This window comes from Vibrio rotiferianus (assembly GCF_002214395.1).
GTDB classification, from domain to species: domain Bacteria; phylum Pseudomonadota; class Gammaproteobacteria; order Enterobacterales; family Vibrionaceae; genus Vibrio; species Vibrio rotiferianus.
Map to the genome: position 1 here is coordinate 3,025,538 of NZ_CP018312.1, position 25,581 is coordinate 3,051,118.

Consider the following 25,581-nt stretch of genomic DNA (forward strand, 5'->3'; position numbering starts at 1 on the left):
AGTGTAATAATAATAATTCTTAGTTAGATATACAGTCAGTATGCCGAATTAGCAAGAGAAAAGTATCAATAAGCGGAGCGAACGCCAGATACAAATACAGCGCCAAATCAGGCGCTGTGAGAAGAAGCTTTTTGTCGTCAGGTGTTTAGGCGAGTTAAGCCATTGATGCCTTCACATACACATCGAAACGGTTCTTTTTGGTTTCGATTGCCATGCTTGGCTTTTGCTCATCAAGCCAGTCCGCATAATCAGGGCGCTTAACCACCACACGCTTGCTCGCCAATGCCATTGCTGGTGCCAGCAAACCATCTGCATCAAGATCTGCACCGACCAAAGATTGGAATACGCGCATCTCTTTCTTTACTAATGCCGATTTCTTTTTGTTTTCAGGGTGTGGGTACATCGGGTCGAGATAAACCACATCTGGCTGAACGAAGTCTTTATCTTGCGCCAATTGTTCCAACGCATCATGGCTAGAAGCGTGAATCAAAGACATGCGCTCTGATACCCAAGTGCCAATTTCTGGATCGTGTTTCGCACGTGCCAAGCCATCATCCAGCAATGCAGCAACCACTGGGTGACGTTCAACCATTTGCACTTTACAGCCTAACGACGCCAATACAAACGCATCACGCCCTAAACCCGCTGTGCCATCCAGTACCGTTGGGGTTGCACCTTTGTTCAAACCCGCGGCTTTCGCGATTGCCTGACCTTTACCGCCACCAAACTTGCGACGATGACCTACTGCGCCACCAATCAAATCCACAAAGATCGCACCCAGCTTTGGCTCATCCACTTTACGCAGCTCTAAACGCTCTGTCGTGAGGACTAAGGCAAAGTCACTGTCATCTGTGTGAGAAAGCTGCCAACGCGCAGCGAGTTCATCAAGGTTAGACTGTTGAGATGGGTCTTCACAAATCAATTGCAGTTGCAAAAGGAGGCTCCAGTAAAAATCGGTTTAACTGACGCTGAGTGTATACCTAATGGCCGGTGAATTGCTAGGCTAGCCTATTCACTCACTCTAGCACGATCACTCTTGTTCAAGCTCTTCGACTAACTGCGCCAGAGGTTTGGGATGCCCGATAACATAACCTTGTCCATAATCGACACCAAGTTCTAGTAAATGATCGATAATCTGGCTGTTTTCAACAAACTCAGCGACCGTCACTTTACCCATCTGTTTAGCAAGATCATTAATCGAACGAACCATGACTCGATCTGTTTCATTCTTATCCATATCTTTCACGAATAAGCCGTCAATTTTCACGATATCTACTGGAAGTTTCTTTAAATAACCAAAAGAAGATAGGCCAGATCCAAAATCATCCAAAGCAATCATGCAGCCAAGCGCTTTCACTTTGGTAAAAAATGCGATCGCTTGATCAAGGTTACGCATTGCCGCTGTTTCAGTGATCTCTAAACAGATTTTATCGCAAGGCATAGAAGACGTTTCCAAACGTTCTAATAGAAAATCGATAAATTCCTGATTGCCCATTGAGTGACCAGATAAATTTATCGAGCATCGTCCAAGATTCTCCACCTTTTCTGGTCTTTGCTCGAACCACTCCAAGGTTTGATTCACCACTTGTTTATCAATCCAGTGAGCGATGTTGTAGCGCTCTGATGCTGGCATAAAGATACCGGGAGAGATGTATTCTCCTTGAGAATTGCGGATCCGCACTAATATCTCAAAGTTCATCTTCGAATCTTCGTGCTGTAGACAAAGAATGCGTTGCGCGAATAGCTCCAAACGTTGACCAGCTAGAGCATCGTGTACCAAATTAACACTTTGCATTTCTCGCTGTCGTTGCTGTACTTCTTCATTATCGTGGCTAAACAAGTTGTAGCGATTCCGCCCTAGCTCTTTGGCAACATGACAAGCTGAATCCGCTTGCGCATGCACCATTTGCGGTGTTTCAGCTGTGTGGTCAATAACCCGAATACCAACGGAGCAACTCATATGCAAACGAATATCTTCCCAAATGAATGGCTGTTTACTCAGTGTCGAGATAATCGATTTTGCAATCATGATCGCCCCATGTTCACCACAATCTTTGAGTAGTACAGCAAACTCATCACCACCCATTCGTGCCAAAATGGCACTATAAGGCAAGACCTCTTCCAACATACTGGCACAAAACTGAATCGCCGCATCACCAGCATCATGACCCGCGGTATCATTGAGCACTTTCAACTGATCAAGATCGAGATACAACATTGCGTGCACACGGCGATGACTTTCCACTTCTCGCAGTGCGGTTTGCAGCTCTAGTTCGAAGTGGTTGCGATTGTAAGTGTCAGTCAACAAGTCATAACGTGCTTGATATTCTAGCTGTTTGGCCAGTTTTTTCGTTTCTGAGATGTCTTCACCCACGATCAGTAACTGGTCAGAATCTCGTAACGGACGAATATTTTCGCGAACCCAGACGGAATGACCGTCCGCATGAAGATACTCTATCTCTCTTCGCCACACACCATGGACAACATGGTTTGGCTGAAGCAAAACTTGACGCGGAAACAGTGCCTTGTCGTCTGAATAAAACTCTCGCAAGCGATGACCAAGCATGTCCAGCGGTTGATACCCCAACAGTTGCTGAGCAAAGCGGTTTACTTCTTGGATGCAATTATTGCTGTCCAATGTCACCATCATCACTGGTTGCTGTTCGTAGTAATTACGTAGGCTCGCTTCACGCTGATAAAGCTTGTCTTCCATAAGTTTACGGCTGGTAATATCACGTGCCTCGAACAAGTATTGGTTTTCATTTCCGACCTTCTGAGAGAAAGGCTTGAGTGAAACTTCCAACACCATCGCACCATGCTCTTTACTCCAAATATCCGCTTCAAAAGTCGTCACTTGTCGGTGATGATTCTGAAAGAATTCAGATATTTTCTGGCGTGCATCGACACTCCAGTGCTTGTGGTGCCACAGTGGACGATCGAGTCGTAAATCTTGATGATAGAGGAGAGACTGTAGACGATCGTTACCGGATTTTAATAAACCGTGTTGGTCGAGTATGCCCATATACTGCATGCTTTGGTCGAAAACCGATTCTAAAATCGTTTGAGCCTCGCGAGCAGACGCTTCGCTACGACGGATACGCTGTAAGTAATAACTCAATAGCAAGATTACAATGGACATCAGCACAAATACGCTGCCAAAGACTTTGATTTCTTTTGCAAAACGTTGTGAAAATGGCATCGGCTTATTAAGAAATACACCCGTCGGCTCTTGCTCTACGCCAAGACCCCAGCGAACCACCGATTGATAATCTAATTTTATTTCTGATTCGCTTTTTATTACGGATGGTAACGGTGCTTTAGGGTTATCTAACACTTGCTCAAGCAGTTGAGCTGCCTCAAACCCCTGTCGGTAACCGCTCTGGATTACGCCTCCGACAGCACCATGTCCTAAGCCGACATCGTGCACCATAAAGAGAGGAGCATTCGAAGCTTGGTTCACCTCACGCCAATCACGATCGGTACTAACTACGCCATGTTTATCTCGGTAATAGGTCCAAAACAACACGACGTTGTCTTGGGTTAATTCTGACACCTGTTGTTTGAGCTCATCGATAGTATCTGGCACTAAATGTGTCACTTTGTGGCGATATTTGGGCGTTTGTTCGAGAAAATCGGCAACCTGAGCTCTAAGTGCTGCCCCAGTAACCGAGTGGTCACTAACAATCAGAATTTGTTGGAATTTAGGATGCAGTCGCTCAATCAGCTCTAGGTTTGCAGCGAGATCAATATCTTCAATAACGCCAGTCGCGTTAAGATTTTGATGAAGTGAAGCATGATAATTGTTGATACCACTAAAGATAACTGGCGTGTCTTTAATTACGGGCGCTAAACGCTGCATTAATGCCAACGCATTGTTGTCGCTAACGACAATCGCATCAAAACGCTCTTTGGACAGCTTAGTGCGATACAGAGAGTCAAGCTGTTGGAAAAAAGTTGGGCTTTGGTTGCGCTTCGAGTCTAGATACAAAACGCGCATATCCAACGACCGATCAGCCACTTGCTGCGCAATTCCCCTCTGAATAGAGTCCGTCCAGAAAAAGCCTTGATGATAGGAATGCACAACAAGAACTTTTTGCTCTTGCGCGATGGCAACGCTACTCCAGCATATCGCAATAAAAATCAGTAAAACCTGCACATCATCTCCGTGATATCAGAGCCAACTCTCGGTTATCTCTGCTTAAACCTTGTGAATCCTATTCATGGTGAGTATAAAATGAACTCAAAGCCTCATATCCTAACGGAATTACTAATATGAACGCGAGTCTACCTAAACTCGATGACCTTGATCGTGCCATTTTAAAAACGCTGATGGCCGATGCACGCACACCGTATGCAGAGATGGCAAAGCAATTTGATGTTAGCCCTGCCACCATCCATGTTCGCATCGAGAAAATGAAAGCGGCCGACATCATCGAGGGAACAGAGGTTATCGTCAATACTAAAAAGCTAGGATACGATGTATGTTGCTTTATTGGCATCAACCTTAATGCTGCACGCGACTATCACTCAGCACTAGAAAAGCTCAACGCTCTCGATGAAGTGGTAGAAGCTTACTACACCACGGGCGCGTATAACATATTCGTTAAATTGATGTGCAAGTCAATTGAGGAGCTGCAATTTGTATTGATTGATAAGCTTCAAGCGATCGACGAAGTGCAATCTACCGAGACGCTGATTTCACTGCAAAACCCAATCAATCGCAACGTAAACCCATAACAAGTTGAATCAATAAACAAAAAACGAATCTGAAAATAAAAAAGGGCAGCCACTTGGCTGCCCATCTTGATTCTCAATGAGATTACGCTGCGATACCAGAATGGCGCAGTAGCGCATCGATTTCAGGCTCACGACCACGGAAGCGCTTAAATAGCTCCATTGGTTCTTCACTACCACCCATTTCTAGGATGTTGTTCAAGAAACTTAGACCGGTTTCTTTGTTGAAGATGCCTTCTTCTTCAAAGCGAGAGAACGCATCTGAAGACAACACTTCTGCCCATAGGTAGCTGTAGTAACCTGCGCTGTAACCACCCGCGAAGATATGACCAAAGCTGTGTGAGAAACGCGCCCACTCAACCGCTGGTACAACTGCCACTTTCTCTTTCACTTCTGCCAAGGTTTCAAGCACACGAGCACCCACTTCTGGGTCGTATTCTGTGTGCAGAGTGAAGTCGAACAAACCGAATTCTAGCTGACGTAGGATGCCCATCGCCGACTGGAAGTTCTTCGCTGCTAGCATTTTGTCTAGCATCGCTTTTGGTAGCGGTTCGCCAGTCTCATAGTGACCAGAAATAAACGCCAGCGCGTCTTCTTCCCAACACCAGTTTTCTAGGAACTGACTTGGTAGCTCAACCGCATCCCAAGGCACACCGTTGATGCCCGATACCGCGCCTGTTTCTACTTGCGTCAGCATGTGGTGGATACCGTGACCAAACTCGTGGAACAGAGTCACGACTTCATCGTGCGTAAACAGTGCAGGCTTGTCGCCCACAGGACGGTTGAAGTTACACGTTAGGTAAGCAACCGGTGTTTGTAGCTCGCCCGCTAGCGTCACACGACGACCTCGGCAATCGTCCATCCACGCACCGCCACGTTTGTGTTCGCGTGCGTATAGATCTAGGTAGAAGCTGCCGCGCAGTGTGCCTTCGCCATCGAAGATATCAAAGAAACGCACTGATTCGTGCCAAGTATCCACGCCTTCACGCTCTGTCACTGTCATACCAAACACGCGGTTTAGCACTTCAAACAGACCACTTACCGCTTTTGATTCAGGGAAGTAAGGACGCAGTTCTTCATCCGAAATTTGGAACAAGTGCTGCTTTTGCTTCTCGCTGTAGTACGCGATGTCCCATACGTTTAGCTCGCTGACACCAAATTCCGCATTCGCAAACTGGCGTAGCTCTTCGATTTCGCGCTCACCTTGTGGTTTCGCTTTGGTTGCCAAATCGTTCAAGAAGCCAAGAACTTGCGCAGGATTCTCTGCCATTTTAGTTGCCAGAGATTTCTCGCTGTAAGTGTTGAAACCCAACATACGAGAGATTTCATGACGCAGTTTTAGCTGCTCAGTGATGATTTCTGAGTTGTCCCATTTACCTGCATTTGGACCACGGTCAGAAGCGCGCGTTACGTACGCTTCGTACACTTCTTTACGTAGGTCTTGGTTATCACAGTACGTCATAACCGGTAGGTAAGATGGGATATCTAGCGTGATTAGGTAGCCATCGAGCTCTTTTGCCTCTGCTGCTGCTTTTGCTGCTGCAAGTGCAGATTCTGGCATACCCGCTAGGTCTTTTTCGTCTGCAACGTGCTTAGTCCAACCCATGGTTGCATCTAGCACATTGTTGGAGAATTTTGAGCTCAGCTCAGACATGCGCTTGCTGATTTCGCCGTAGCGATGTTGCTCGTCTGATGGTAAACCGATGCCCGAAAGCTCGAAGTCGCGTAGTGAATCCGAAATGGTCTTCTGCTGTGCACGCGTTAGCGTCGCGTACTCTTCGCTTGCTTTGATCGCTTTGTACGCTTCGTAAAGACCTTTATGCTGACCAACCCAAGTACCGTACTCAGACAGGATTGGTAGGCAGCTTTCATACGCTTCACGCAGCGCTTCGCTGTTCACTACTGAGTTCATGTGACCCACTGGTGACCAAATGCGGCTCAAGCGGTCATCCGCTTCTTCAATTGGCGCGATCACACTGGTCCAGCTTGGGTTTGTGTTGTCTTTTAGTACCTCGTCAATCTTGGCACGACAATCCGCAATCGCCTGCTCCACTGCAGGTTTAATGTGTTCTGGTTTGATTTGCGAAAACGGAGGAAGATCCGTAAACGTAAGAAGTGGATTAGACATGAATAATTCCTTTTGTGTTTTGGCTCTGTATTTGCCCATTCGCATTTGCATAGAAATAGGCGAACTCAATGCACAGGCAAGCCAACAACATGGATGGGGGGATCTCCGTTCCCTTTCTCGATGCAGCAATGACCAAATCGGTCAAAGAGTGCTTACTCTGTCCTTGAGTCTTGTTATGCCTAAGTCAGGTTTCGCACTCTATTGGAGCGGTGCAATCCCACTTAGGTTCAATTTGTTTACTCATACTAAGTATGGGTGACTTAAAGAAATTTCAATAGCGAATCCCTATCAGTGATACTGATTTGAATCGAAGTTCTACTTCTTTAAGTTACTTGAGTATAATACCGCCATATCGCGAAAATCACAGACCACACTCAGTCAAAGAGTGTTTCGAGAGTTTAATTTGTTAAGTTACCGCCACAGCTTCCACGCTGGCAACCATGCTGACGTGGTAAAACACATCGTTCAAAGCCTCATTCTTGATGCACTAAAGCAGAAAGATAAGCCGTTTGTTTATCACGATACCCACTCGGGTGTGGGACGCTACGATCTGACTCACGAATGGTCTGAAAAAACGGGCGAATACAAACAAGGCATCGCGCGCATTTGGGACAACCCAAACATTCCTGAAGACATCGCAAGCTACATCGATTCAATCAAAACATTGAACAACGGTGAAAAGCTGCGTTTCTACCCTGGTTCACCGCGCGTTGCACGTGCGCAAATCCGCCCACAAGACCGCATGGTTCTGACTGAGCTGCACCCAGCCGATCACCCACTGCTGGAACAAGAGTTCCATCGCGATCGTCAAGTGAGCATCTACAAAGAAGATGGCTTCAAGCGTCTGAAAGGCAGTCTGCCACCGCAAGAACGTCGTGGTTTGGTGCTAATTGACCCACCATACGAGCTAGCGAAAGAGTACCGCGACGTCGTGCAAGCGATTTTCCAAAGCCATAAACGTTGGGCAACAGGCATCTACGCGATTTGGTACCCAGTGGTAAACCGCTGTGATATCGAAGACATGATTGAAGGCTTGGAAGGGCTTGGCATTCGCAAAATCCTGCAAATCGAATTGGGCGTCTCTCCAGATACCAACGAGCGTGGCATGACGGCATCGGGCATGATCGTGATTAACCCACCGTGGAAACTGGAAAGCCAGATGAAAGAAATTCTGCCATTCCTGCAAGAAGCAATCGCGCCAGCAACCGGCCACTGGAAAGTCGACTGGATCGTTCCAGAATAAAAAACACTGAATTTCAGAATCTTAAAGCGCAACGATGACCTCGTTGCGCTTTTTTTATTTATTTTTTCAAAAATTTTCGTCTGCGCTTCGTCTTTTCTTTTTTGCCTGCGTCTTAGGGATGTAAACAAGCTAAAACATAGAGAGAAATGACCATGCTTAAAGTTATCAGTTTTAAAATTTGCCCATTTGTTCAACGCGTAACAGCAGCACTAGAACCCTTACGAGATTGAATACATCAGCCTAAAAGACAAACCACAATGGTTCCTAGACATCTCACCAAACGGCCAAGTACCAGTGATGGTGACAGAATCTGGCACGGCGCTGTTTGAATCGGATGCGATCATCGAATACATCGAAGACGAATACGGTCCATTAGAGCAAGGTGTGACAAACGAACAACGTGCACTGGATCGCGCATGGAGCTACCTAAGTTCAAAACACTACTTGCCTCAGTGCGGCACCATGGGCAGTAAAGACCAAGCAACCTTTGAAGAGCGCGCAGAGAAGCTGATCAAAGCGTTCCAAAAAGCAGAAAACCAACTGTCTGGTGAAACCAAGTTCTTTAAATCCGATGAACTAAGCAATGTAGACATGGCTTGGTTGCCGCTTCTGCATCGTGCTGCCATCGTCAAAGCGCACTCTGGTTATGACTTCTTCTGTGGTCTGCCAAAAATGCAGGCATGGCAAAAGCACATCCTAGAATCAGGATTAGTAGAGAAGACAGTATCGGAAGACTTCGTGCAGCTGTTTAGCGATTTCTACCTAACCAACACTTATCTTGCGGATGGTAAAGACGTGCAAGCCCAGTCAGGCTGTGGCACATCAAGCTGCTGCGGTTAATGAACTTTCCTTACCCTAAGCATGAAAAACACCAAGCGGAATAGCGCCTTATTCCGCTTTGCTATCCTCTCATCGCTATTTGTCATAAGTAATGTCACTTTTTCCCATTTAGGAAATTGCTAGACTCGATTTATGATAGGGACAACGGATCATGCTTAAGTCACTTCAACAGGCTTAGGCAGGTAACAATTTATTTAGGGATGTTGAGTTCATCACCCACTACCCCAATGTAATTGTTGTCAGACAAAAATTAATAAGCTCTTGGAGAAAGTAATGGCGACTCATTTTGATTATATCTGTATCGGTGGCGGCAGCGGCGGCATTGCATCAGCAAACCGTGCGGCAATGTACGGTGCTAAAGTAGCGCTTATCGAAGCTCAAGACCTTGGCGGTACCTGTGTAAACGTTGGTTGTGTGCCTAAAAAAGTAATGTGGCACGGCGCGCAAGTTGCAGAAGCAATGAACCTGTACGCAGAAGACTACGGCTTCGATGTAGATGTAAAAGGTTTCGACTGGAGCAAACTGGTTGAGAGTCGTCAAGCTTACATTGGTCGTATCCACCAATCTTACGATCGCGTTCTTGGCAACAACAAAGTAAATGTTATCAAAGGCTTTGCTAAGTTTGTTGACGAGAAAACGGTAGAAGTAAACGGTGAACACTACACAGCGGATCACATCCTGATCGCAGTGGGTGGTCGTCCAACGATTCCAAACATTCCAGGCGCAGAATACGGCATCGATTCAAACGGCTTCTTCGAGCTTACTGAGCAACCAAAACGCGTTGCAGTGATCGGTGCAGGTTACATCGCGGTAGAAATCGCCGGCGTTCTGCATGCACTAGGCACAGAAACACATCTATTCTGCCGTAAAGAATCACCACTGCGTAGCTTCGATCCAATGATCATCGAAACGCTAGTAGAAGTGATGGACGCAGAAGGCCCAACGCTACACACCCACTCTGTTCCAAAAGAAGTGGTAAAAGAAGCAGACGGCAGCCTAACTCTGCACCTAGAAAACGGCGAGAGCCAAAACGTTGATACCCTAATCTGGGCAATCGGTCGTCACCCAGCAACTGACGCTATCAACCTAGCATCAACTGGCGTTGCAACGAACGATCGTGGCTACATCAAGGTAGACGAGTACCAAGAAACTAACGTGAAAGGCATCTACTGTGTAGGTGACATCATGGAAGGCGGTATCGAGCTAACACCAGTGGCTGTTAAAGCGGGTCGTCAACTTTCTGAGCGTTTGTTCAACAACAAACCAAACGCGAAGATGGACTACGATTTGGTACCAACTGTGGTATTCAGCCACCCACCAATCGGCACTATCGGTCTAACGACTCAAGAAGCAGAAGAGAAGTACGGCAAAGACAACATCAAAGTCTACACGTCTGGCTTTACTGCGATGTACACAGCAGTCACTAAGCACCGTCAACCATGTAAGATGAAGCTAGTATGTGCTGGCGAAGAAGAAACGGTTGTTGGTCTACACGGCATCGGCTTTACCGTTGATGAAATGATTCAAGGTTTCGGCGTAGCAATGAAGATGGGCGCAACCAAAGCAGACTTCGACTCTGTTGTGGCTATCCACCCAACGGGTTCTGAAGAGTTCGTGACGATGCGTTAATCACACGCGAATCACTTTGCTGATTTAAGCAGATAAACAAAAAGGGTCATCAATTACTTGATGACCCTTTTCTATTCACGTTTTAAACGTTAGGGGGGATTTAGGAGTCGTTTGCGCGTTTTACTTAACTGCGCGAACCAATTCAGCAATACCTTCCCAATCGCCATTGTCCATCATAGCGGTTGGAACCATCCAAGTACCGCCACAAGCGACAACCGATTTCAGCGCTAGGTAATCTTCCACGTTAGATGGGCTTACACCACCTGTAGGCATGAACTCCACTGGGTAAACTGCAGTTAGTGCTTTAAGCATGTTTACGCCGCCTGATGGCTCAGCAGGGAAGAACTTCAGAGTACGTAGACCCATTTCCATTGCTTGCTCAACCAAGCTTGGGTTGTTCACACCCGGTACGATTGTCACGTTGCGTTGCTGACAGTATTTCACTGTCGTTGGGTTGAAACCAGGGCTCACGATAAAGTCCACACCAGCGTCAATCGCGATGTCCACTTGCTCAGTTGTCAGTACTGTACCAGCACCGATCAGCAGTTCTGGGTACGCTTCACGCATGATGCGGATCGACTCAGCCGCCGCTTCAGTGCGGAATGTCACTTCCGCACATGGTAAACCGTTTTCTACCAACACTTTTGCCAGTGGCAGAGCGTGTGCTACATCGTTGATTGCGATAACTGGGACGATTTTGATTTCTCTTAATCGTTGTTCAAGTGTTGTCATGGGTAACCTCTAAAGAATAAAGCTTAATGTTGCTACGATAATAAATGCGATACCACCAAGTAAAGTTTCCATTACCGTCCAAGTTTTTAGCGTTGTTTTCTCATCCATCTCTAGTAGACGAGATACTAACCAGAAACCAGAATCGTTGAAGTGAGAAAGCACTGTTGCACCACCTGCAATCGCGATAACGATAAAGCACAGGTCTAGCTCGCTCAAACCAGTTGATGCTGCCACTACTGGCGCGATAAGTGCTGCAGTTGTCGTTAGTGCCACGGTTGCTGAGCCTTGAGCAACGCGCAGACAGGTAGAGATAACAAACGCCGCTACGATCACTGGCATGCCAGTGTCAGTTAATACGTCTGCAAGTGCATCACCGATACCACTTGCACGCAGTACGCCACCGAACATACCGCCCGCACCAGTTACTAGGATAACGCCACAGATAGGCGCCAATGAATCGCCACACAGCTTCTCAAGTTTCGCCATGCCGTAGTCTTTTGCAAACACAGCAAGACAGACGATTAAGGTAATCAGTAGTGCAACTGGCGTTTTACCTAGCATACGTAGGAACTCAACCAGTGCTGTTTTGCCATCAATCACACCCGCAACTGCTAGCGTGTTCAATACTGTGTCTAAACAGATTAGCAGTACAGGCAGCACTAGGATGGTCATTACTGTGCCAAATTTTGGCAGTTGTGCATCTTCAACTTGCGTATCACCGTTGAAGAAGGCTTTTGATAGCGGGATATCGAATTTCTTGCCTGCATACAGACCAAATAGGTAAGCACCTAGGTACCAAGTTGGAATAGCCACTAGGATACCAACAACAAGCAGTAGACCAATGTTTGCGCCTAGGAATTCTGCTGCTGCAACTGGACCTGGATGCGGAGGAACAAAGCCGTGCATCACTGCAAATGCACCTGCTGCTGGTAGTGCGTATTTGATTGGCGAACCACCAAAGCGTGCTGCCACACTTAAGATGATTGGCATCATTACGACTAGGCCAGCATCAAAGAAAATTGGGAAGCCGAACAGCAATGACGCGACACCCAATGCAAATGGTGCGCGCTCTTTACCGAAGCGCCCAATCAAAGTATCTGCCAGCACTTTTGCGCCGCCAGTCACTTCTAAAATTTTACCGATCATTGCACCAAGACCAACCAGCAAAGCAACAGATGCCAGTGTGCCACCGAAACCACTCATCATGGTTGGAACTACTTGGTCAGAAGATACACCAGTCGCCAGCGCTGTACCTAAACTTACTACCGTAAGCGAAGCAAACGCGTGCACTTTGAGCTTAATAATCAATACAAGTAACGCCGCAATCGCGAGGACTGCAATCGTTAGTAGGAACGTAGGGTCTGGAGCTTGGGTTAGCTGTTCCATGGGTTCACCTTTAAGAATTATTGTTTGTGTTGTGGTTCACATTTATTTGAGTTACCGGTAACATGTTACCGATAACATGAATAAGATAAACCCATATTTTAAAGTGAATTCAAAAATTGAGATCACGCGCAAATTTGTTATGAGGATAAGTTATGGCTGGTAGTAGTGTCGTCGTTATGGGCGTTTGTGCGAGTGGCAAAACCACAATTGGTGAGCACTTGGCGAAGAAGCTGGGACGTAAATTCATTGATGGTGATGATCTTCACCCACGAGCAAACATTCAGAAAATGGCATCAGGTCAGCCTCTGAACGACGACGACCGCAAACCTTGGCTAGAACGTATCCGCGACGCTGCTTATAGCTTAGAAAGCAAAAACGAGCACGGCATTATTGTCTGTTCGGCACTAAAAAAGATTTATCGTGACCAAATCCGCGAAGGCAACGAGAACGTAAGCTTCCTCTTCCTAGACGGCAGCAAAGAACTGATCCTTGAGCGCATGCGTGCTCGCCAAGGTCACTTCATGAAAGAGAACATGGTCAACAGCCAATTTGAAACGCTAGAGCGCCCAGAAGATGAGCCTCGCACCATTTTCGTCAGCATTGATGCAACCATCGAAGAAGTCGTATCGAACGCTGCGGAACTCATCCTAACGCAAGATGAGGCGATGGCATGACTCATCAAGTAGTTTTAGACGTTACTCAACGCTTAGTTGAGCGCAGCCAAGAAGCACGTGCGGCGTTTCTTGCTCGCACCGAAGTCCAAGCAGAAACAGGTAAAGGTCGCGTCGGCCTATCTTGTGGCAACCTCGCTCACGCTGTTGCAGCATCCTGTTCGTCTGAAAAGAAAAATATTCTGGATTTCACTCATTCCAATGTGGCGCTGATCAGTGCTTACAATGATATGTTGAGTGCCCACCAGCCGTACCAACACTACCCTGATCAAATCAAGCAAGTACTGTCTGGTTATGGTCACACCGCACAAGTTGCTGGCTGCGTTCCGGCAATGTGTGATGGCGTGACTCAAGGTCAAGCGGGCATGGACATGTCACTGTTTTCTCGTGACTTAATTGCTCAATCGACGGCACTTTCACTGAGCCACAATGTGTTCGATGCGACCTTGCTGCTGGGTATCTGCGACAAAATCGCACCGGGACAACTGATGGGCGCGCTGTCTTACGCACATCTACCAACGGCGTTTGTGCCAGCAGGTTTGATGGCAACAGGCATTAGCAATGAAGAGAAAGTAGACGTTCGCCAAAAATACGCGGCGGGCGAAGTAGGTAAAGACGCACTGCTTGATATGGAGTGTCGTGCTTACCACTCGGCGGGGACGTGTACCTTCTACGGAACCGCAAACACTAACCAACTTGTGTTTGAAGCCATGGGTTTGATGCTGCCAGGTTCAGCATTTATCCATCCACATACTGAGCTACGTAAGGCGCTGACTGATCACGCGGCTCTTAAAATCGCGGCAATGAATGCAGGTTCAGTCAATTTCCGTCCATTGTCTGAAGTTGTCACAGAAAAGAGCCTCATCAACGGCATTATCGCGCTGTTGGCATCGGGCGGCAGCACCAACCACACTATCCACATGTTGGCGGTGGCGCGTGCTGCGGGTTTGATTCTGACATGGCAAGACATCAGTGACCTATCTGAAGTGGTGCCACTGTTGGCGCGCGTTTACCCGAACGGTCCAGCTGACATGAACGCGTTCCAAGAAGCGGGCGGCGTACCTGCTCTATTGCATCGTTTGGACGAGTCTGGCTTGCTTCATCGTGACGTGAAACCAGTATTCGGCGAATTCAAAGACCAAATGACGCTACCTGCGCTAGTCGACGGAAAACTAACTTGGACACCATGTGGTGGCAGCCAAGACGGCGAAGTGATTGCTGCGCCAACGCAAGCTTTCCAAAACACCGGTGGTACTCGCGTACTTCACGGTAACTTGGGTAAAGCCGTGGTGAAAGTATCTGCGGTAAAAGAAGATCAGCGCATCATCGAAGCGCCAGCGATCGTATTCCAATGCCAACACGAAGTGGAAGCGGCATACAAACGCGGTGAGCTAAACCAAGATTGCATCGTGGTCGTGACGCACAATGGTCCTGCAGCGAACGGCATGCCAGAGCTGCATAAACTGATGCCAATTCTCGGCAACGTGCAGAAAGCGGGCTTTAAAGTCGCGCTAGTGACGGACGGTCGACTATCTGGTGCATCGGGTAAGATTCCATCAGCAATCCACGTATCTCCAGAAGCGATTCGTGGCGGCGCGATTGGCTTGGTGCGCAATGGCGACATCATCCGCGTTGATTGCCAAACTGGCGAACTGAATAACCTAAGCGACGTTACGGGTCGGGAACTGTTAGAGGTGGATACTGAAGCCAAGCAACAGACTTGGGGTCGTGGTTTCTTTAGCGTGATTCGTCAAAGCGTTTCGAGCGCAGAAGAAGGCGCAAGCTTTATTGTTTAAGACGGAGAGAAAGATCCCGCCATTCCGACGAGCTTAGGCGAGATCAGGAATCTAATATCAGAGTGCTGTGAAGCGAGAGGAAACATCTCTGCCACAGCACTTTTTGTTGGTAGATTCTGAATCACGCTCGTCCCTCGCCGTTCAGAATGACGAGCCTAAGCGAGATCAGGAATCTACTATCAAAGTGCTGTGAAGCGAGAAGAAACATCTCTGCCACAGCACTTTTTGTTGGTAGATTCTGAATCACGCTCGTCCCTCGCCGTTCAGAATGACGAGCTTTGGGATTCAGCAAACGACATCAAGCCGTCTTCATCACCACAACCGCCGCAATCACAACAAAGATACCAAACCAGCCAATCGGCTTAAGCTTTTGTTTGAACAGCAAAGCACCACCAATCGCGGTACCTAAGATACCTATCGCCCCCCAAGAGGCGTAAGCGATAGCAAGATCGATCTCTTTTACGGCTTGGGCAAGTAAGGTAAATGCCGCCATCACTAGCACTATTGCGATAACGCCCCAGCCTTTGTGCTCAAAGCCTTTCGAGCGAGTCAGCGCCATGTTCGCCATGATATCGACTAACGCCGCCAACACCACAAATCCAAATGAAACGGTAAAGAATTGGCTCATGATTAACACCTCGCATTCGATGAGTGCGGCAACTCAGCTTTTTGTTGAGGCTGACCGTGTGATTCGCCTAGCGTCACACACACGATACCGACTACTGCCAGCGCCAAACCAAGCAACTGCTGTGTGCTTAAATTGGCATCAAACAAAACGATAGAAACGAGAGTAATCAAGGCAATACCTACGCCTTCCCATGTCGCGTACGCCACACCGATGGAAATTTTCTTTGCCGCAATTGATAAGAAATAATAAGAAATGGCGATCAGAACATACATCACCAAATAGCCTTCCCATGCGTTACTTTCACCGATAAATGACATGGTACTGGTACCGGCCACTTCAGCAACGATGGCGAGCAATAAAAATAGACGTGCAATAAGCATGGTTCATCCTCCCCAGAAATTAAAAAACTGCATAACGGAGAATGGTGAATGCCTTTCAATGATCAGACACTCAAAGAATTGATAAGATAAAAAGAGCCGCTTCTCCTGACTATTTGTAGTCAGATTAGCCCTTCTTCAGCGAAACAGACAGGTAATTGAGATATTCATTTTTGAATATCTTCAGGGATTGTTTGTCTATGAGATCACGTTAATGGTGTATTGAGGGTTTGTTGGACCACTTGATGCAAATGACGATGCAATGGATGGTTACGATACGTCTGCAAATAGCCACCCGAGACAACAAATTGGCTGAATTCGCGGTTTACCATCGGCATTGGATAAGAGGCGAGTTCATGCATCAAATGCGCAGTGCTTTGGCTGGCGTACATAATGGCATCAGTCTCAAGCAGCATTTGGCAAGCAACACGCAAATTGTAGGACTTGAGCAGTACCACAGGTTCGTAACCCATGCGACGATATTCCGATTCCACTGTACACAGCGGATTGTATGACGCAGGCCCAGGTAGCGATACCAGCGGCAATTTCGACACCGTTCCCCAGTCATTACTGACTTGCGACAATGTTGGATGGTCTTTACGCGCCAAAATCACGCGCTTCTCGACAAACAGAGGGCGCATGTAGATGTCTTTCGACAATTCAGTTTCTTGATCGAGAATACAGTAGTCGTGTTCGCCCTCTAACATCTCATCTTGGGAATAGATGTTCCAACTTGAGAAAGCAAACGAGGCTTGAGGAAACGCCTGATGGCAGCCGCGCAGAAGGCGTTGACCTTGTTCGTCCATCAGATATGGATCCGTCACAATCGCAATCTGACCTTGGTAGTCGAGTGGATCAAATTCAGAGAACTCCTGCACCACTTTTTCCAGCGGTGATAGCATGTTATCGAACTCTGCCGCTAAGCGAATCGCCATTGGTGAGGGCTCAACCCCATGAGCTTTGCGCACGAACAGTGGATCATCAAATACATTTTTGAGTTTCATCACCCCTCGACTAGCACTCGGCTGTGAGATACCAAGCTGCATTGCCGCCAACTTGATACTGCGGTTTTCCACCACGGCTTTGAGCAGGCGCATTAAATTAAGATCTAGCGCATCAAGTTGGTGTGGCATATAAGTACCTTTGTCAAAGATAGAGAAAACTAGGGTGAGTTAGACGCTCTCGCCTGCGGTTATTTGATAGCCCATATCGACAATGGTATCAGCTTGCTCCTCACCCTTGAGGCGTGATATCAGCAGTTCAGCACTCTTCTCTCCGATTGCAAAACGCGGAGTATCGACACTGGTTAACTTGGGACTAATGGCTTGACCGATATCTAATGCGTTATAGCCAACAATGGCAAGTTGCTCTGGTACTTTGATATTAAGTTGCTGTGCATTTAATAAAGTACCGATTGCGATATCATCATTGGTACAAAATACACCGTCCAGATCTGGATAGGTTTTTAAAGCGCGTTCTAGTAGATCAGATGCCAAAGAGAAACTTGAGTGTTCGCCAGTTAATATATGCTTGGGCTCTAAACCTGCTTCTGTCATCGCACGATCATAACCTTTCATACGTAGCTTGGTACGCGTATCTAGGCGAGCTCCGAAGTAGACTATCGTACGTTTTCCCGACCCCAACATACGCTTCACCACGTTATAAGCCGCATCTTCATGATCCAACCCCACTGCCATATCAATCGGGTATTCTGGCAATTCCATCGTTTCCACTACTGGTACGCCTGCATTCTTGATCATCTGCAACGTGCGCTGAGTATGATGGCTTTCCGTCAGGATTAAGCCGTCGACTTGGTAAGAAAGCAAAGAGGCAATCTTGCGCTCTTCTTCCAATTCATCATAGCTAAAGTGTGCAAGGAGGGTTTCGTAGCCATTGGCTTTGGTGACTGTTTCAATGCCCTGAACAAAAGACGCAAAAATTTGGTTGGACAATGAAGGCAGCAAGATGCCGATCGCTTTACTGGAAGACTTCGACAACATCGCTGGCGCTCGGTTCTCGATGTAACCCATCTCTTCAATCGCCGCAGCAATCTTCACCCGTGTTTTTTCTGCCACGGAGTCTGGGTTACGCATATAACGCGAGACCGTCATTTTAGTTACGCCAACTTTATCTGCGACATCCTGTAGCGTCGTTCGTGCTTTCTTATTCTGTTGAGCCATAAATATCTAAATTATCAGTAATGTTACATGTAACATTATGCCCAGTCAGTCAAACTTGAACAAGCAGCGCTGTTCTTTTATGCAAGCTAGTAAGTAATAAGCCTCGCATTGCGAGGCTTATATCGGGACTGCGTTATTTGACGCACATGACATTGAGTAGTGATATGCCTGTTAATGGGTTCGGCTCACGATCAGCGAATAATCCCAACCGATTCTCTCCCCAATAAGGCAGTTGCAGAGGCCATTCATTCTTTTCCATCACTCCAGAATCGCGTAAAGCTTTGAACTCAGATGAAGATACTAAGCCCATCCCTAACTCACCACATACTTGTTGTGAGCTTGCATAACTCAAGCGATTCCATGGCTTGCCATATTCCATGTAAAACTGATTTCCTGCATCAAGCAAGTAAGGTACGACGTAAGTTTTACCTTGTAAGATGGCCTTCAATCGCACTTCAACATTGTTGCTGACACTCACAGGTTCTGCTGGCTTCACTTTTGTAGAAGGGGTTGCCTCCGGCACGTTTACAGCAGCCGGCTTTGGCTCGAACGCAGAGGTATTCTTAGCCACTGGCTTCGGCTTGCTTACGCTCTTAGTCTTCTTCACTGGCTCAGAGATGTTTGCTCCCACCACACGAATAAAGGCTTCTTTATAACCAGATACGGTCCTAACTTGGACTAAATCTGTGCTCGCTTGCTCAAAACTTTTGTACGGCCCAATCAAACAGCGGAACCCTTTGTCTTCCGGCTTCATCCAAACATCAGTACTGATTTTGTTATAGAGTGGCTTAGCTTTGGCTAACGGCATTTTTTTAGGTAACAAACCGCATTGAACCCAAAATAAATTGCCTCCTTGCGGCACTTTCTTTCCCCATACTCCCTTCCCAATAGGACAAGTCTTATCCAGAACAGGCAACTCTTGGTGACTCGCTTGCGTCGCCTGGCACAGGAATTCTTGTGCACTCACCGTCTCTGCGAACGGCGCACAGGCTAGCAGTATAGCTAAGCTCAAAGTTGGATGGGCGATACGTGATGGCTTAAGCGCCTTCTTCATTTCCATACGCTTCACTCTAATAAGGTTTAGTGATGAAATTATCGCGACAAAGCGTCAATAAAACATGAATGATAAAACAACAAGCAAAAAAAGAGCCGGATTTTCATCCAGCTCGTATTTTATACTCAACTTGTTGTTTTCTTAACTACTGAGATCAACCTTTATAAATTTTGGGGTTGAATACATCACGTAACCAGTCACCCAAGAGATTGATCACCAACACTAGTGTTACTAGTACGATACCTGGGAAGGCAGTAATCCACCAAGCACCTGAGAAGATGTAGTTAAAACCGATGCTGATCAACGCACCCAGTGACGGCTGGTCGACTGGCAGACCCAGACCTAGGAATGACAGTGCCGCTTCCGACATGATTGCGTTTGCTACCTGTACCGTCGAGATAACCAAGATTGGCGATAGACAGTTCGGTAGGATATGGCGGAACATGATGCGAGGTGCTTTAAAGCCCATAACACGCGCCGCTTCGACGTATTCTTTCTTCTTCTCAGCCAGTACCGAAGCACGAATGGTACGTGCGTACTGCGGCCATTCTGCCACCCCGATGATCACCACCAGCATGACTACCGCGTATTGGCTATAGAAATCACTGCCAAAACTGGCTTTGAAGATAGCTGACACGATGATCGCTACCATCATGGTCGAGAACGACAACTGTACGTCTGCAAAGCGCATCAGGAAGCTATCGATACGACCGCCGAAGTAACCTGCAGACAAACCAATGATGATACCCAGTACCAACTGAAGACCAACCGCAAGGAAGCCGATAGTCAGAGACAGGCGAGAGCCGTAAAGGATGGTCGATAAAATATCGCGGCCTTGCTCATCAGTTCCCAACACAAAACGCTCATCGCCATCTTCCATCCAAGACGGTGGCAACTCAGAATCCATGATGTCGATAGACGTCAGATCATACGGGTCTGTCGGTGCCAGAATTGGCGCAGCCAACGCCAACACTAAGAACATCATAAAGACGGTAAAACTCGCCATCGCAACTTTGTCGCGTTTGAAGTAGTACAAGAAATCCGACTCTTTGAAACGTTGCCACGCCGATGGAGCGGCTTCCTGAGCTGGTGTTACACTTGATTGGCTCATGATTAAGCTCCTTTTCCAGTTAGGTTCACAGTTGGGTTGATGATGCCGTACAGCAGGTCAACGATGGTATTAGTTACCACGAAGATCAGACCAACAAAGATAACGTAGGCAGTGATCAACGGTGTATCTACACGGTTGATTGCCTCTAGGAAAAGAAAGCCAGTGCCCGGCCATTGGAACACGGTTTCCGTCAGGATGGTGTAAGCCACCATAGTACCAATCTGCACACCGCCAACCGTCAGAACTGGTAGCATGGTGTTCTTAAGTGCATGTTGGTAATAAATTTTGTTTAAGTTCAGGCCTTTTGCTTTGGCGAACTTAATGTATTCCGAGCTCAGTACTTCCAGCATTTCTGAACGGACCAAACGGATGAACAACGGCAACATGATCGAAGCCAGTGCCACACAAGGTAGAATCAAGTGCTTGATGCCATCAATGGTAAAGAAGCCTGATTCCCAACCGAGCACATTAGCGGTTTCACCCCGCCCGTAGGAAGGTAGCCAACCGAGCTCTATGGAGAAGACGTACATCAGCATGATCGCAGTTAAGAACACCGGAATCGAGATACCGACACTACTCATCGCCATAACGAATTTAGTAAAGATACTCTTCGGATGAATCGCAGAGTACACCCCAAGCGGAATCGATAAAAAAACAATAATCAGCGTCGCACCAAATACGAGCTCTAATGTTGCCACCAGCTTGTCGAGAATCACCTCAACTGCAGGTCGCTTGAAGAAGTAAGATGTACCTAAATCACCTTGTAGCGCATTGCCCACAAAGCGAGTGTACTTTGTGATAAAGGGATCGTTCAGGCCCAATTCATCACGCAGCGCTTGGCGCTCCGATTCTGAAACCGACTGACCTACAAGCTCACGCAGCGGGTCACCCAGGTTATCCTGAATGGCAAACGCCACCAAACTGATCACAAACATCACTATCAGTGCCTGAAACAGGCGCTTGACCAGAAACGAAAACATTCCTTGCCCCTTAACTATCCATAGATCTCTATTCAGAGAGAAAATTCAGTCTGTAAAACCAACTCAGTCCGACTGAAACAAAACTGAGTCGAGTGCTTTAAGTTGAGGAGGGACACCTATCCCTCCTCAAAATCGACTAACCGTGATTATTCAACCACTAGGTCACCGAAGTAAGGCATTACCATTGGGTTAACGATGTCAGCTGCTTTCACGTTAGACTTCGCGCCCCACGCTTCACTTTGCCAGTGTAGCGGTACGAATGCTGCATCGTTGTATAGCGTCGCTTCTACACCTTTCAGCATTTCAGCGCGTTTCGCTGGATCCGTTTCTACGTTTGCCGCTTCAACCACTTTGTCCATTTCTGGGTTTGAGTAGTAACCACAGTTGTACTGGCCACGGCCCGTTTCTTCGTTACGAGTCATGGTTAGGAACTCGTTGAAGTTCGCTGAATCTTCCGTATCTGAGTGCCAACCAATCATCAACATGTCTGCCGCACACTTGTCGAACTCAGGCCAGTATTGCGCTTTAGGCATCGTCTTCAGATCAACCTTGATGCCGATCTTAGACAGCATTGCTGCCGCCGCTTGCGCAACTTTCGCATCGTTCACGTAACGGTTGTTTGGCGCCATCATGGTCAGCGTAAAGCCTTTCTCATAACCCGCTTCTTTCATCAGCTGTTTCGCTTTCTTCAGATCGTAGCGAGGAACCAATTTGTCATCGTGACCTACGTAACCAGCAGGGCTCTGTTGACCAGCTGCCGTAGCGAAGCCTTTCATAATCTTCTTCACGATGCCTTCGTTATTGATTGCGTGAACAATCGCTTGGCGAACGCGAACATCTTTCAGTGCTTCATTGCTGTTTTGGTTCATTTGGAATGTGATGATACGCGTACCTGGTAGCGTCACTAAATCGATGCCGTCTGCATCTTTCACACGTTTGTGATCGTTTGGTGCTACTGGATGAATCATGTCAACGCCACCAGAAAGCAGTGCTGCTACACGAGTCGCGTCTTCTTTGATCGGAACAAGCGTTAGCTTATCAACGTTACCTTTCGACGCTTTATCCCAGTAATCTTTAAAGCGTTCGAATTCCACTTTTACGCCCTGCTCACGTGAAGTCACAATGAATGGCCCCGTGCCAGATACGTTAGTCGATGCAAATGAGTTACCGTGCTTCACTAGCTCAGACTTATCTTTGCCGTCTGCCGTCTGACCTGAGTAGAACTTGCTGTCCATTGGGAAAATGTACGTTGCGGTTTGTAGAACTAGTGGGTATGGCCCCTTAGTTACTAGATCAAACGTAAAATCATCCACCTTCACGATTTTCTCGTACGGGTCGAAGATCGCTTTGAAGTCTGGAGAGCTTTGTAGACGCTCAAAAGTCCACACCACATCATCTGCTGTTAGAGCATTGCCTGAGTGGAACTTAACACCTTGGCGAAGCTTGAAACGTACCGTTGTATCGTTCACACGCTCCCAGCTTTCTGCTAGACGAGGTTCAAAATCCATTTCTTGAGTGAAACGAACTAGTGGGTCAAATACCATGTGTGACATTTGCAGCGTACCGCCTGATAGCTGCTCATGCGGGTCTAGCGATACTGGGTCAGCGGCGTAGCCAACTTTGATATCTGCTGCCAATGCGTTAAAGCTTAGACCTGCTGCCATTAGCGCCACTGCTAATTTGCTTTTCATGGTTTTCATTTGCATAACTCCTTCATGCGGGAATTCGAATCCCTTGTTGTGTTTGCGTCTTTGTTATGACTAAGGTTTGTTGACCTTGATGGTCAGCCAAGCGAAAAACTTGGTTTATGCCGTTTTGATCTCTTCTCTCAAACCTGTGAACTCAGGCATCAGAGAAATCAGTTTCTTACTGTATTCATGCTGAGGAGCAGTAAATAGCTGCTCGGTTGGCGCTACTTCCAGTAGCGTACCCATCTGCATCACACCCACTCGGTCACACATCTGACGAATCACAGGTAAATCGTGACTAATAAACAGCATGGTAAGGTTGAGCTCACTTTGCAGATCTTTCAGCAAGTTTAGAATCTGTGCCTGTACCGATACATCTAGCGCTGATGTCGGTTCGTCACAAATCAGTAGTCGAGGACGGGTCGCCAGTGCACGCGCAATTGAGATACGCTGACGCTGACCACCGGAGAATTCATGAGGGTATTTCACGCCAGCCATTTTGCCCAAACCTACGTGATCAAGTAGGTCATTCACAATCTGACGCGTTTCCGCTTCATTCTTAGTGAGCTTATGGAAACGAATTGGCTCCGCGATGATGTCGAAAATCTTCATACGCGGGTTCATTGAGGTGTATGGGTTTTGGAAGACCATCTGCATTTGACGACGCAGCGGACGACGCGCTTTTTCTGATTTCAGTGCCGTTAGGTCAATGCCTTCAAAACTTACTTGTCCTGAGTTTGGTTCGTACAAACCAGCAATCACACGTGCAATGGTCGATTTACCTGAGCCAGATTCACCCACCAAGCCAAACGTCTCGCCTTCGTGCACTTCAAAGCTGACATTGTTCGAGGCCTGCACGTATTCGCGGCGGCTTTCAAACAACGAATCTTTGGTCACAAAGCGCAGATTCACGTTCTTCACGTCCAATAGAGGACCCGTGTACTCACGCTGATCTTGGCTTTGACCTAGCCAGTGGTTCTTAATGTCCAGTTCTTGTAGCTCTGTCGCTTCTTCGATATAGCTTACCAACGGGAAGCGATCGAGTTTGATATCAGAACGAGGAACGGCTGAAATTAGGCTGCGTGTGTATGGGTGATCAGGATCGCCCAATACCTTAGCGGTTGGACCAAACTCCACCAAATCACCGCGATACATAACCGCAACACGGTCAGTCACGTTTGAAACCACACCCATGTCGTGCGTCACCAACATACAACCGACGTTGTTCTTGATACACAGTTCGCGGATAAGGTTTAGGATTTGGTCTTGGATTGATACGTCGAGTGCCGTGGTTGGTTCATCGGCGATGATCAAATCTGGCTCCCCAGCCAGTGCGATAGCAATAACCACACGCTGACGCATACCGCCAGAGAATTGGTGTGGGTACTGTTTTAGGCGGTTTTCCGGTTGAGGAATGCCAACCTGCTGCATAAGAGAAAGTGCGCGTTGATACGCCTCTTCATCCGACACCTTCATATTGGCGTGGATGGTCTCTTTCAGTTGCTGCTCAACCGTAAATAGAGGGTTAAGTGAGGTCATTGGATCTTGGAAGATAAAGCCAATCTTAGAGCCGCGAACCTTACGCATCGCTTCCGGTGTTAAACCAGAAATTTTCTCCCCATCAAGGTACACATCGCCACTAGCAACGCGTCCCGGGGGACTAAGCAAATCAATAACGGCGTTACCAACGGTGGATTTACCCGCACCTGATTCGCCAACAACACCCACTATCTCGCCACGATCAATATGAAAGGAAAGCGACTTCACGGCCGCATGGACACCGTGACGGGATGGATATTCAATACGAAGGTTTTTCACCTCTAATAGTGACATTTCAGACCTCTACTGCCTTGTCTGTGGTATTAAATCGCGCCATAAAAGCGCCATTCATCACCTGAATGAATCCGTTCAAATTCAGAATAATACTCTGAAATCTTAATGCGGAGACAATTTGGCAAAAATTACACAAAAAAGCAACAATTAAAGTATATTCCGCCGAAAAAACATTAATTACACGCACAATGAGCGAATAGAAATGCATTAACAAGTATTTAACCATTTTCATAACACACCATTTTTGTGCGCCACGCACCATTAAAAACAGAAAAATGCTCTAAATTTACGCATAAGCTCACTATTGATAGTATCCCTATTATTCACGTGTCATCATTAACATTTACCAAACAATATTCCGTTCTTATTAGGACTTTTCGACATAAAATGTTACTAACAAAATAGTCTGCATACATAAAAAGCCAAAATTCACTCACCAACGGTAAGGCTAAAACGTGAGCAGTTTTGCAAAACACATGAAATATGCCATCGAACTTAAGTTATGCGTCTGTTATGCGGTTTTGTGATTAAAGCAATTTTGTTGCTGTCAGAAATTCGGAGTGGCCTACCT

The 25,581-nt window shown here is 47.0% G+C and carries 19 protein-coding genes and 1 pseudogene; 6 read left to right on the forward strand and 14 right to left on the reverse strand.

Features of this window, described 5'->3' with window-relative positions; translation table 11 throughout:
• Window positions 1-154 precede the first annotated feature (154 nt).
• The gene (locus BSZ04_RS23185; RefSeq protein ID WP_088881488.1) at window positions 155-934 is read right to left on the reverse strand and encodes a class I SAM-dependent methyltransferase; all 780 of its coding nucleotides are present in this window, start codon (window positions 932-934) and stop codon (window positions 155-157) included.
• Between the two features lie 96 nt (window positions 935-1,030).
• Window positions 1,031-4,156, reverse strand: a complete 3,126-nt coding sequence (locus tag BSZ04_RS23190) for an ABC transporter substrate binding protein (RefSeq protein WP_088881489.1) — start codon at window positions 4,154-4,156, stop codon at window positions 1,031-1,033.
• Window positions 4,157-4,272: 116 nt separating this feature from the next.
• Here BSZ04_RS23190 and asnC point away from each other — a divergent pair, with 116 nt between their 5' ends.
• Entirely contained in the window at window positions 4,273-4,737 is a 465-nt protein-coding gene (gene asnC / locus BSZ04_RS23195; protein WP_010444891.1) for a transcriptional regulator AsnC, read from the forward strand.
• An 82-nt stretch (window positions 4,738-4,819) separates the two neighbouring features.
• Here the strand turns inward: asnC and prlC are convergent, their stop codons facing one another.
• A complete protein-coding gene (gene prlC, locus BSZ04_RS23200) occupies window positions 4,820-6,862 on the reverse strand; it encodes an oligopeptidase A (protein WP_088881490.1) in 2,043 nt (680 codons plus the stop codon).
• Between the two features lie 403 nt (window positions 6,863-7,265).
• Between prlC and BSZ04_RS23210 the strand changes: the two genes are divergently transcribed.
• From BSZ04_RS23210 to gorA, 3 genes and pseudogenes are all read left to right on the forward strand, one after another.
• On the forward strand, window positions 7,266-8,105 hold the full coding sequence (locus tag BSZ04_RS23210; RefSeq protein WP_010444885.1) for a 23S rRNA (adenine(2030)-N(6))-methyltransferase RlmJ: 840 nt from the start codon (window positions 7,266-7,268) through the stop codon (window positions 8,103-8,105).
• A 152-nt stretch (window positions 8,106-8,257) separates the two neighbouring features.
• Window positions 8,258-8,945 (forward strand): annotated as a pseudogene (locus tag BSZ04_RS23215) (glutathione S-transferase family protein).
• A 273-nt stretch (window positions 8,946-9,218) separates the two neighbouring features.
• On the forward strand, window positions 9,219-10,574 hold the full coding sequence (gene gorA, locus BSZ04_RS23220; protein ID WP_010444881.1) for a glutathione-disulfide reductase: 1,356 nt from the start codon (window positions 9,219-9,221) through the stop codon (window positions 10,572-10,574).
• Window positions 10,575-10,694: 120 nt separating this feature from the next.
• Here gorA and BSZ04_RS23225 read toward each other — a convergent pair whose 3' ends face one another.
• Both BSZ04_RS23225 and BSZ04_RS23230 read right to left on the reverse strand, forming a co-directional pair.
• The gene (locus BSZ04_RS23225) at window positions 10,695-11,306 is read right to left on the reverse strand and encodes a bifunctional 4-hydroxy-2-oxoglutarate aldolase/2-dehydro-3-deoxy-phosphogluconate aldolase (RefSeq protein ID WP_042600482.1); all 612 of its coding nucleotides are present in this window, start codon (window positions 11,304-11,306) and stop codon (window positions 10,695-10,697) included.
• 9 nt (window positions 11,307-11,315) lie between these two features.
• Entirely contained in the window at window positions 11,316-12,692 is a 1,377-nt protein-coding gene (locus BSZ04_RS23230) for a GntP family permease (RefSeq protein ID WP_071234810.1), read from the reverse strand.
• 152 nt (window positions 12,693-12,844) lie between these two features.
• Here BSZ04_RS23230 and BSZ04_RS23235 point away from each other — a divergent pair, with 152 nt between their 5' ends.
• The gene (locus BSZ04_RS23235) at window positions 12,845-13,366 is read left to right on the forward strand and encodes a gluconokinase (protein WP_010444873.1); all 522 of its coding nucleotides are present in this window, start codon (window positions 12,845-12,847) and stop codon (window positions 13,364-13,366) included.
• Window positions 13,363-15,159: a phosphogluconate dehydratase gene (edd, locus tag BSZ04_RS23240; RefSeq protein ID WP_088881491.1), complete on the forward strand. Its 1,797-nt coding sequence runs from the start codon at window positions 13,363-13,365 to the stop codon at window positions 15,157-15,159. Before BSZ04_RS23235 ends, edd begins: the two co-directional genes overlap by 4 nt.
• Before the next feature lie 298 nt (window positions 15,160-15,457).
• Here edd and BSZ04_RS23245 read toward each other — a convergent pair whose 3' ends face one another.
• The 9 genes from BSZ04_RS23245 to BSZ04_RS23285 all read right to left on the reverse strand — a co-directional run bounded on the left by BSZ04_RS23245 (window position 15,458) and on the right by BSZ04_RS23285 (window position 25,010).
• On the reverse strand, window positions 15,458-15,787 hold the full coding sequence (locus BSZ04_RS23245) for an SMR family transporter (protein ID WP_010444869.1): 330 nt from the start codon (window positions 15,785-15,787) through the stop codon (window positions 15,458-15,460).
• 2 nt (window positions 15,788-15,789) lie between these two features.
• Entirely contained in the window at window positions 15,790-16,167 is a 378-nt protein-coding gene (locus BSZ04_RS23250) for an SMR family transporter (protein WP_010444867.1), read from the reverse strand.
• Between the two features lie 203 nt (window positions 16,168-16,370).
• Entirely contained in the window at window positions 16,371-17,297 is a 927-nt protein-coding gene (locus BSZ04_RS23255) for a LysR family transcriptional regulator (RefSeq protein WP_010444865.1), read from the reverse strand.
• 39 nt (window positions 17,298-17,336) lie between these two features.
• Window positions 17,337-18,344: a substrate-binding domain-containing protein gene (locus tag BSZ04_RS23260; protein WP_088881492.1), complete on the reverse strand. Its 1,008-nt coding sequence runs from the start codon at window positions 18,342-18,344 to the stop codon at window positions 17,337-17,339.
• A gap of 133 nt (window positions 18,345-18,477) precedes the next feature.
• The gene (locus BSZ04_RS23265) at window positions 18,478-19,404 is read right to left on the reverse strand and encodes an SPOR domain-containing protein (RefSeq protein WP_088881493.1); all 927 of its coding nucleotides are present in this window, start codon (window positions 19,402-19,404) and stop codon (window positions 18,478-18,480) included.
• A gap of 148 nt (window positions 19,405-19,552) precedes the next feature.
• The gene (locus tag BSZ04_RS23270; RefSeq protein WP_010444859.1) at window positions 19,553-20,509 is read right to left on the reverse strand and encodes an ABC transporter permease; all 957 of its coding nucleotides are present in this window, start codon (window positions 20,507-20,509) and stop codon (window positions 19,553-19,555) included.
• 2 nt (window positions 20,510-20,511) lie between these two features.
• Window positions 20,512-21,489: an ABC transporter permease gene (locus BSZ04_RS23275; RefSeq protein ID WP_010444857.1), complete on the reverse strand. Its 978-nt coding sequence runs from the start codon at window positions 21,487-21,489 to the stop codon at window positions 20,512-20,514.
• 146 nt (window positions 21,490-21,635) lie between these two features.
• A complete protein-coding gene (locus tag BSZ04_RS23280; RefSeq protein ID WP_038887253.1) occupies window positions 21,636-23,189 on the reverse strand; it encodes an ABC transporter substrate-binding protein in 1,554 nt (517 codons plus the stop codon).
• Between the two features lie 105 nt (window positions 23,190-23,294).
• Window positions 23,295-25,010 (reverse strand): ABC transporter ATP-binding protein, encoded by a 1,716-nt coding sequence (locus BSZ04_RS23285; protein ID WP_005434636.1) that lies wholly within the window; start codon window positions 25,008-25,010, stop codon window positions 23,295-23,297.
• Window positions 25,011-25,581 lie beyond the last annotated feature (571 nt).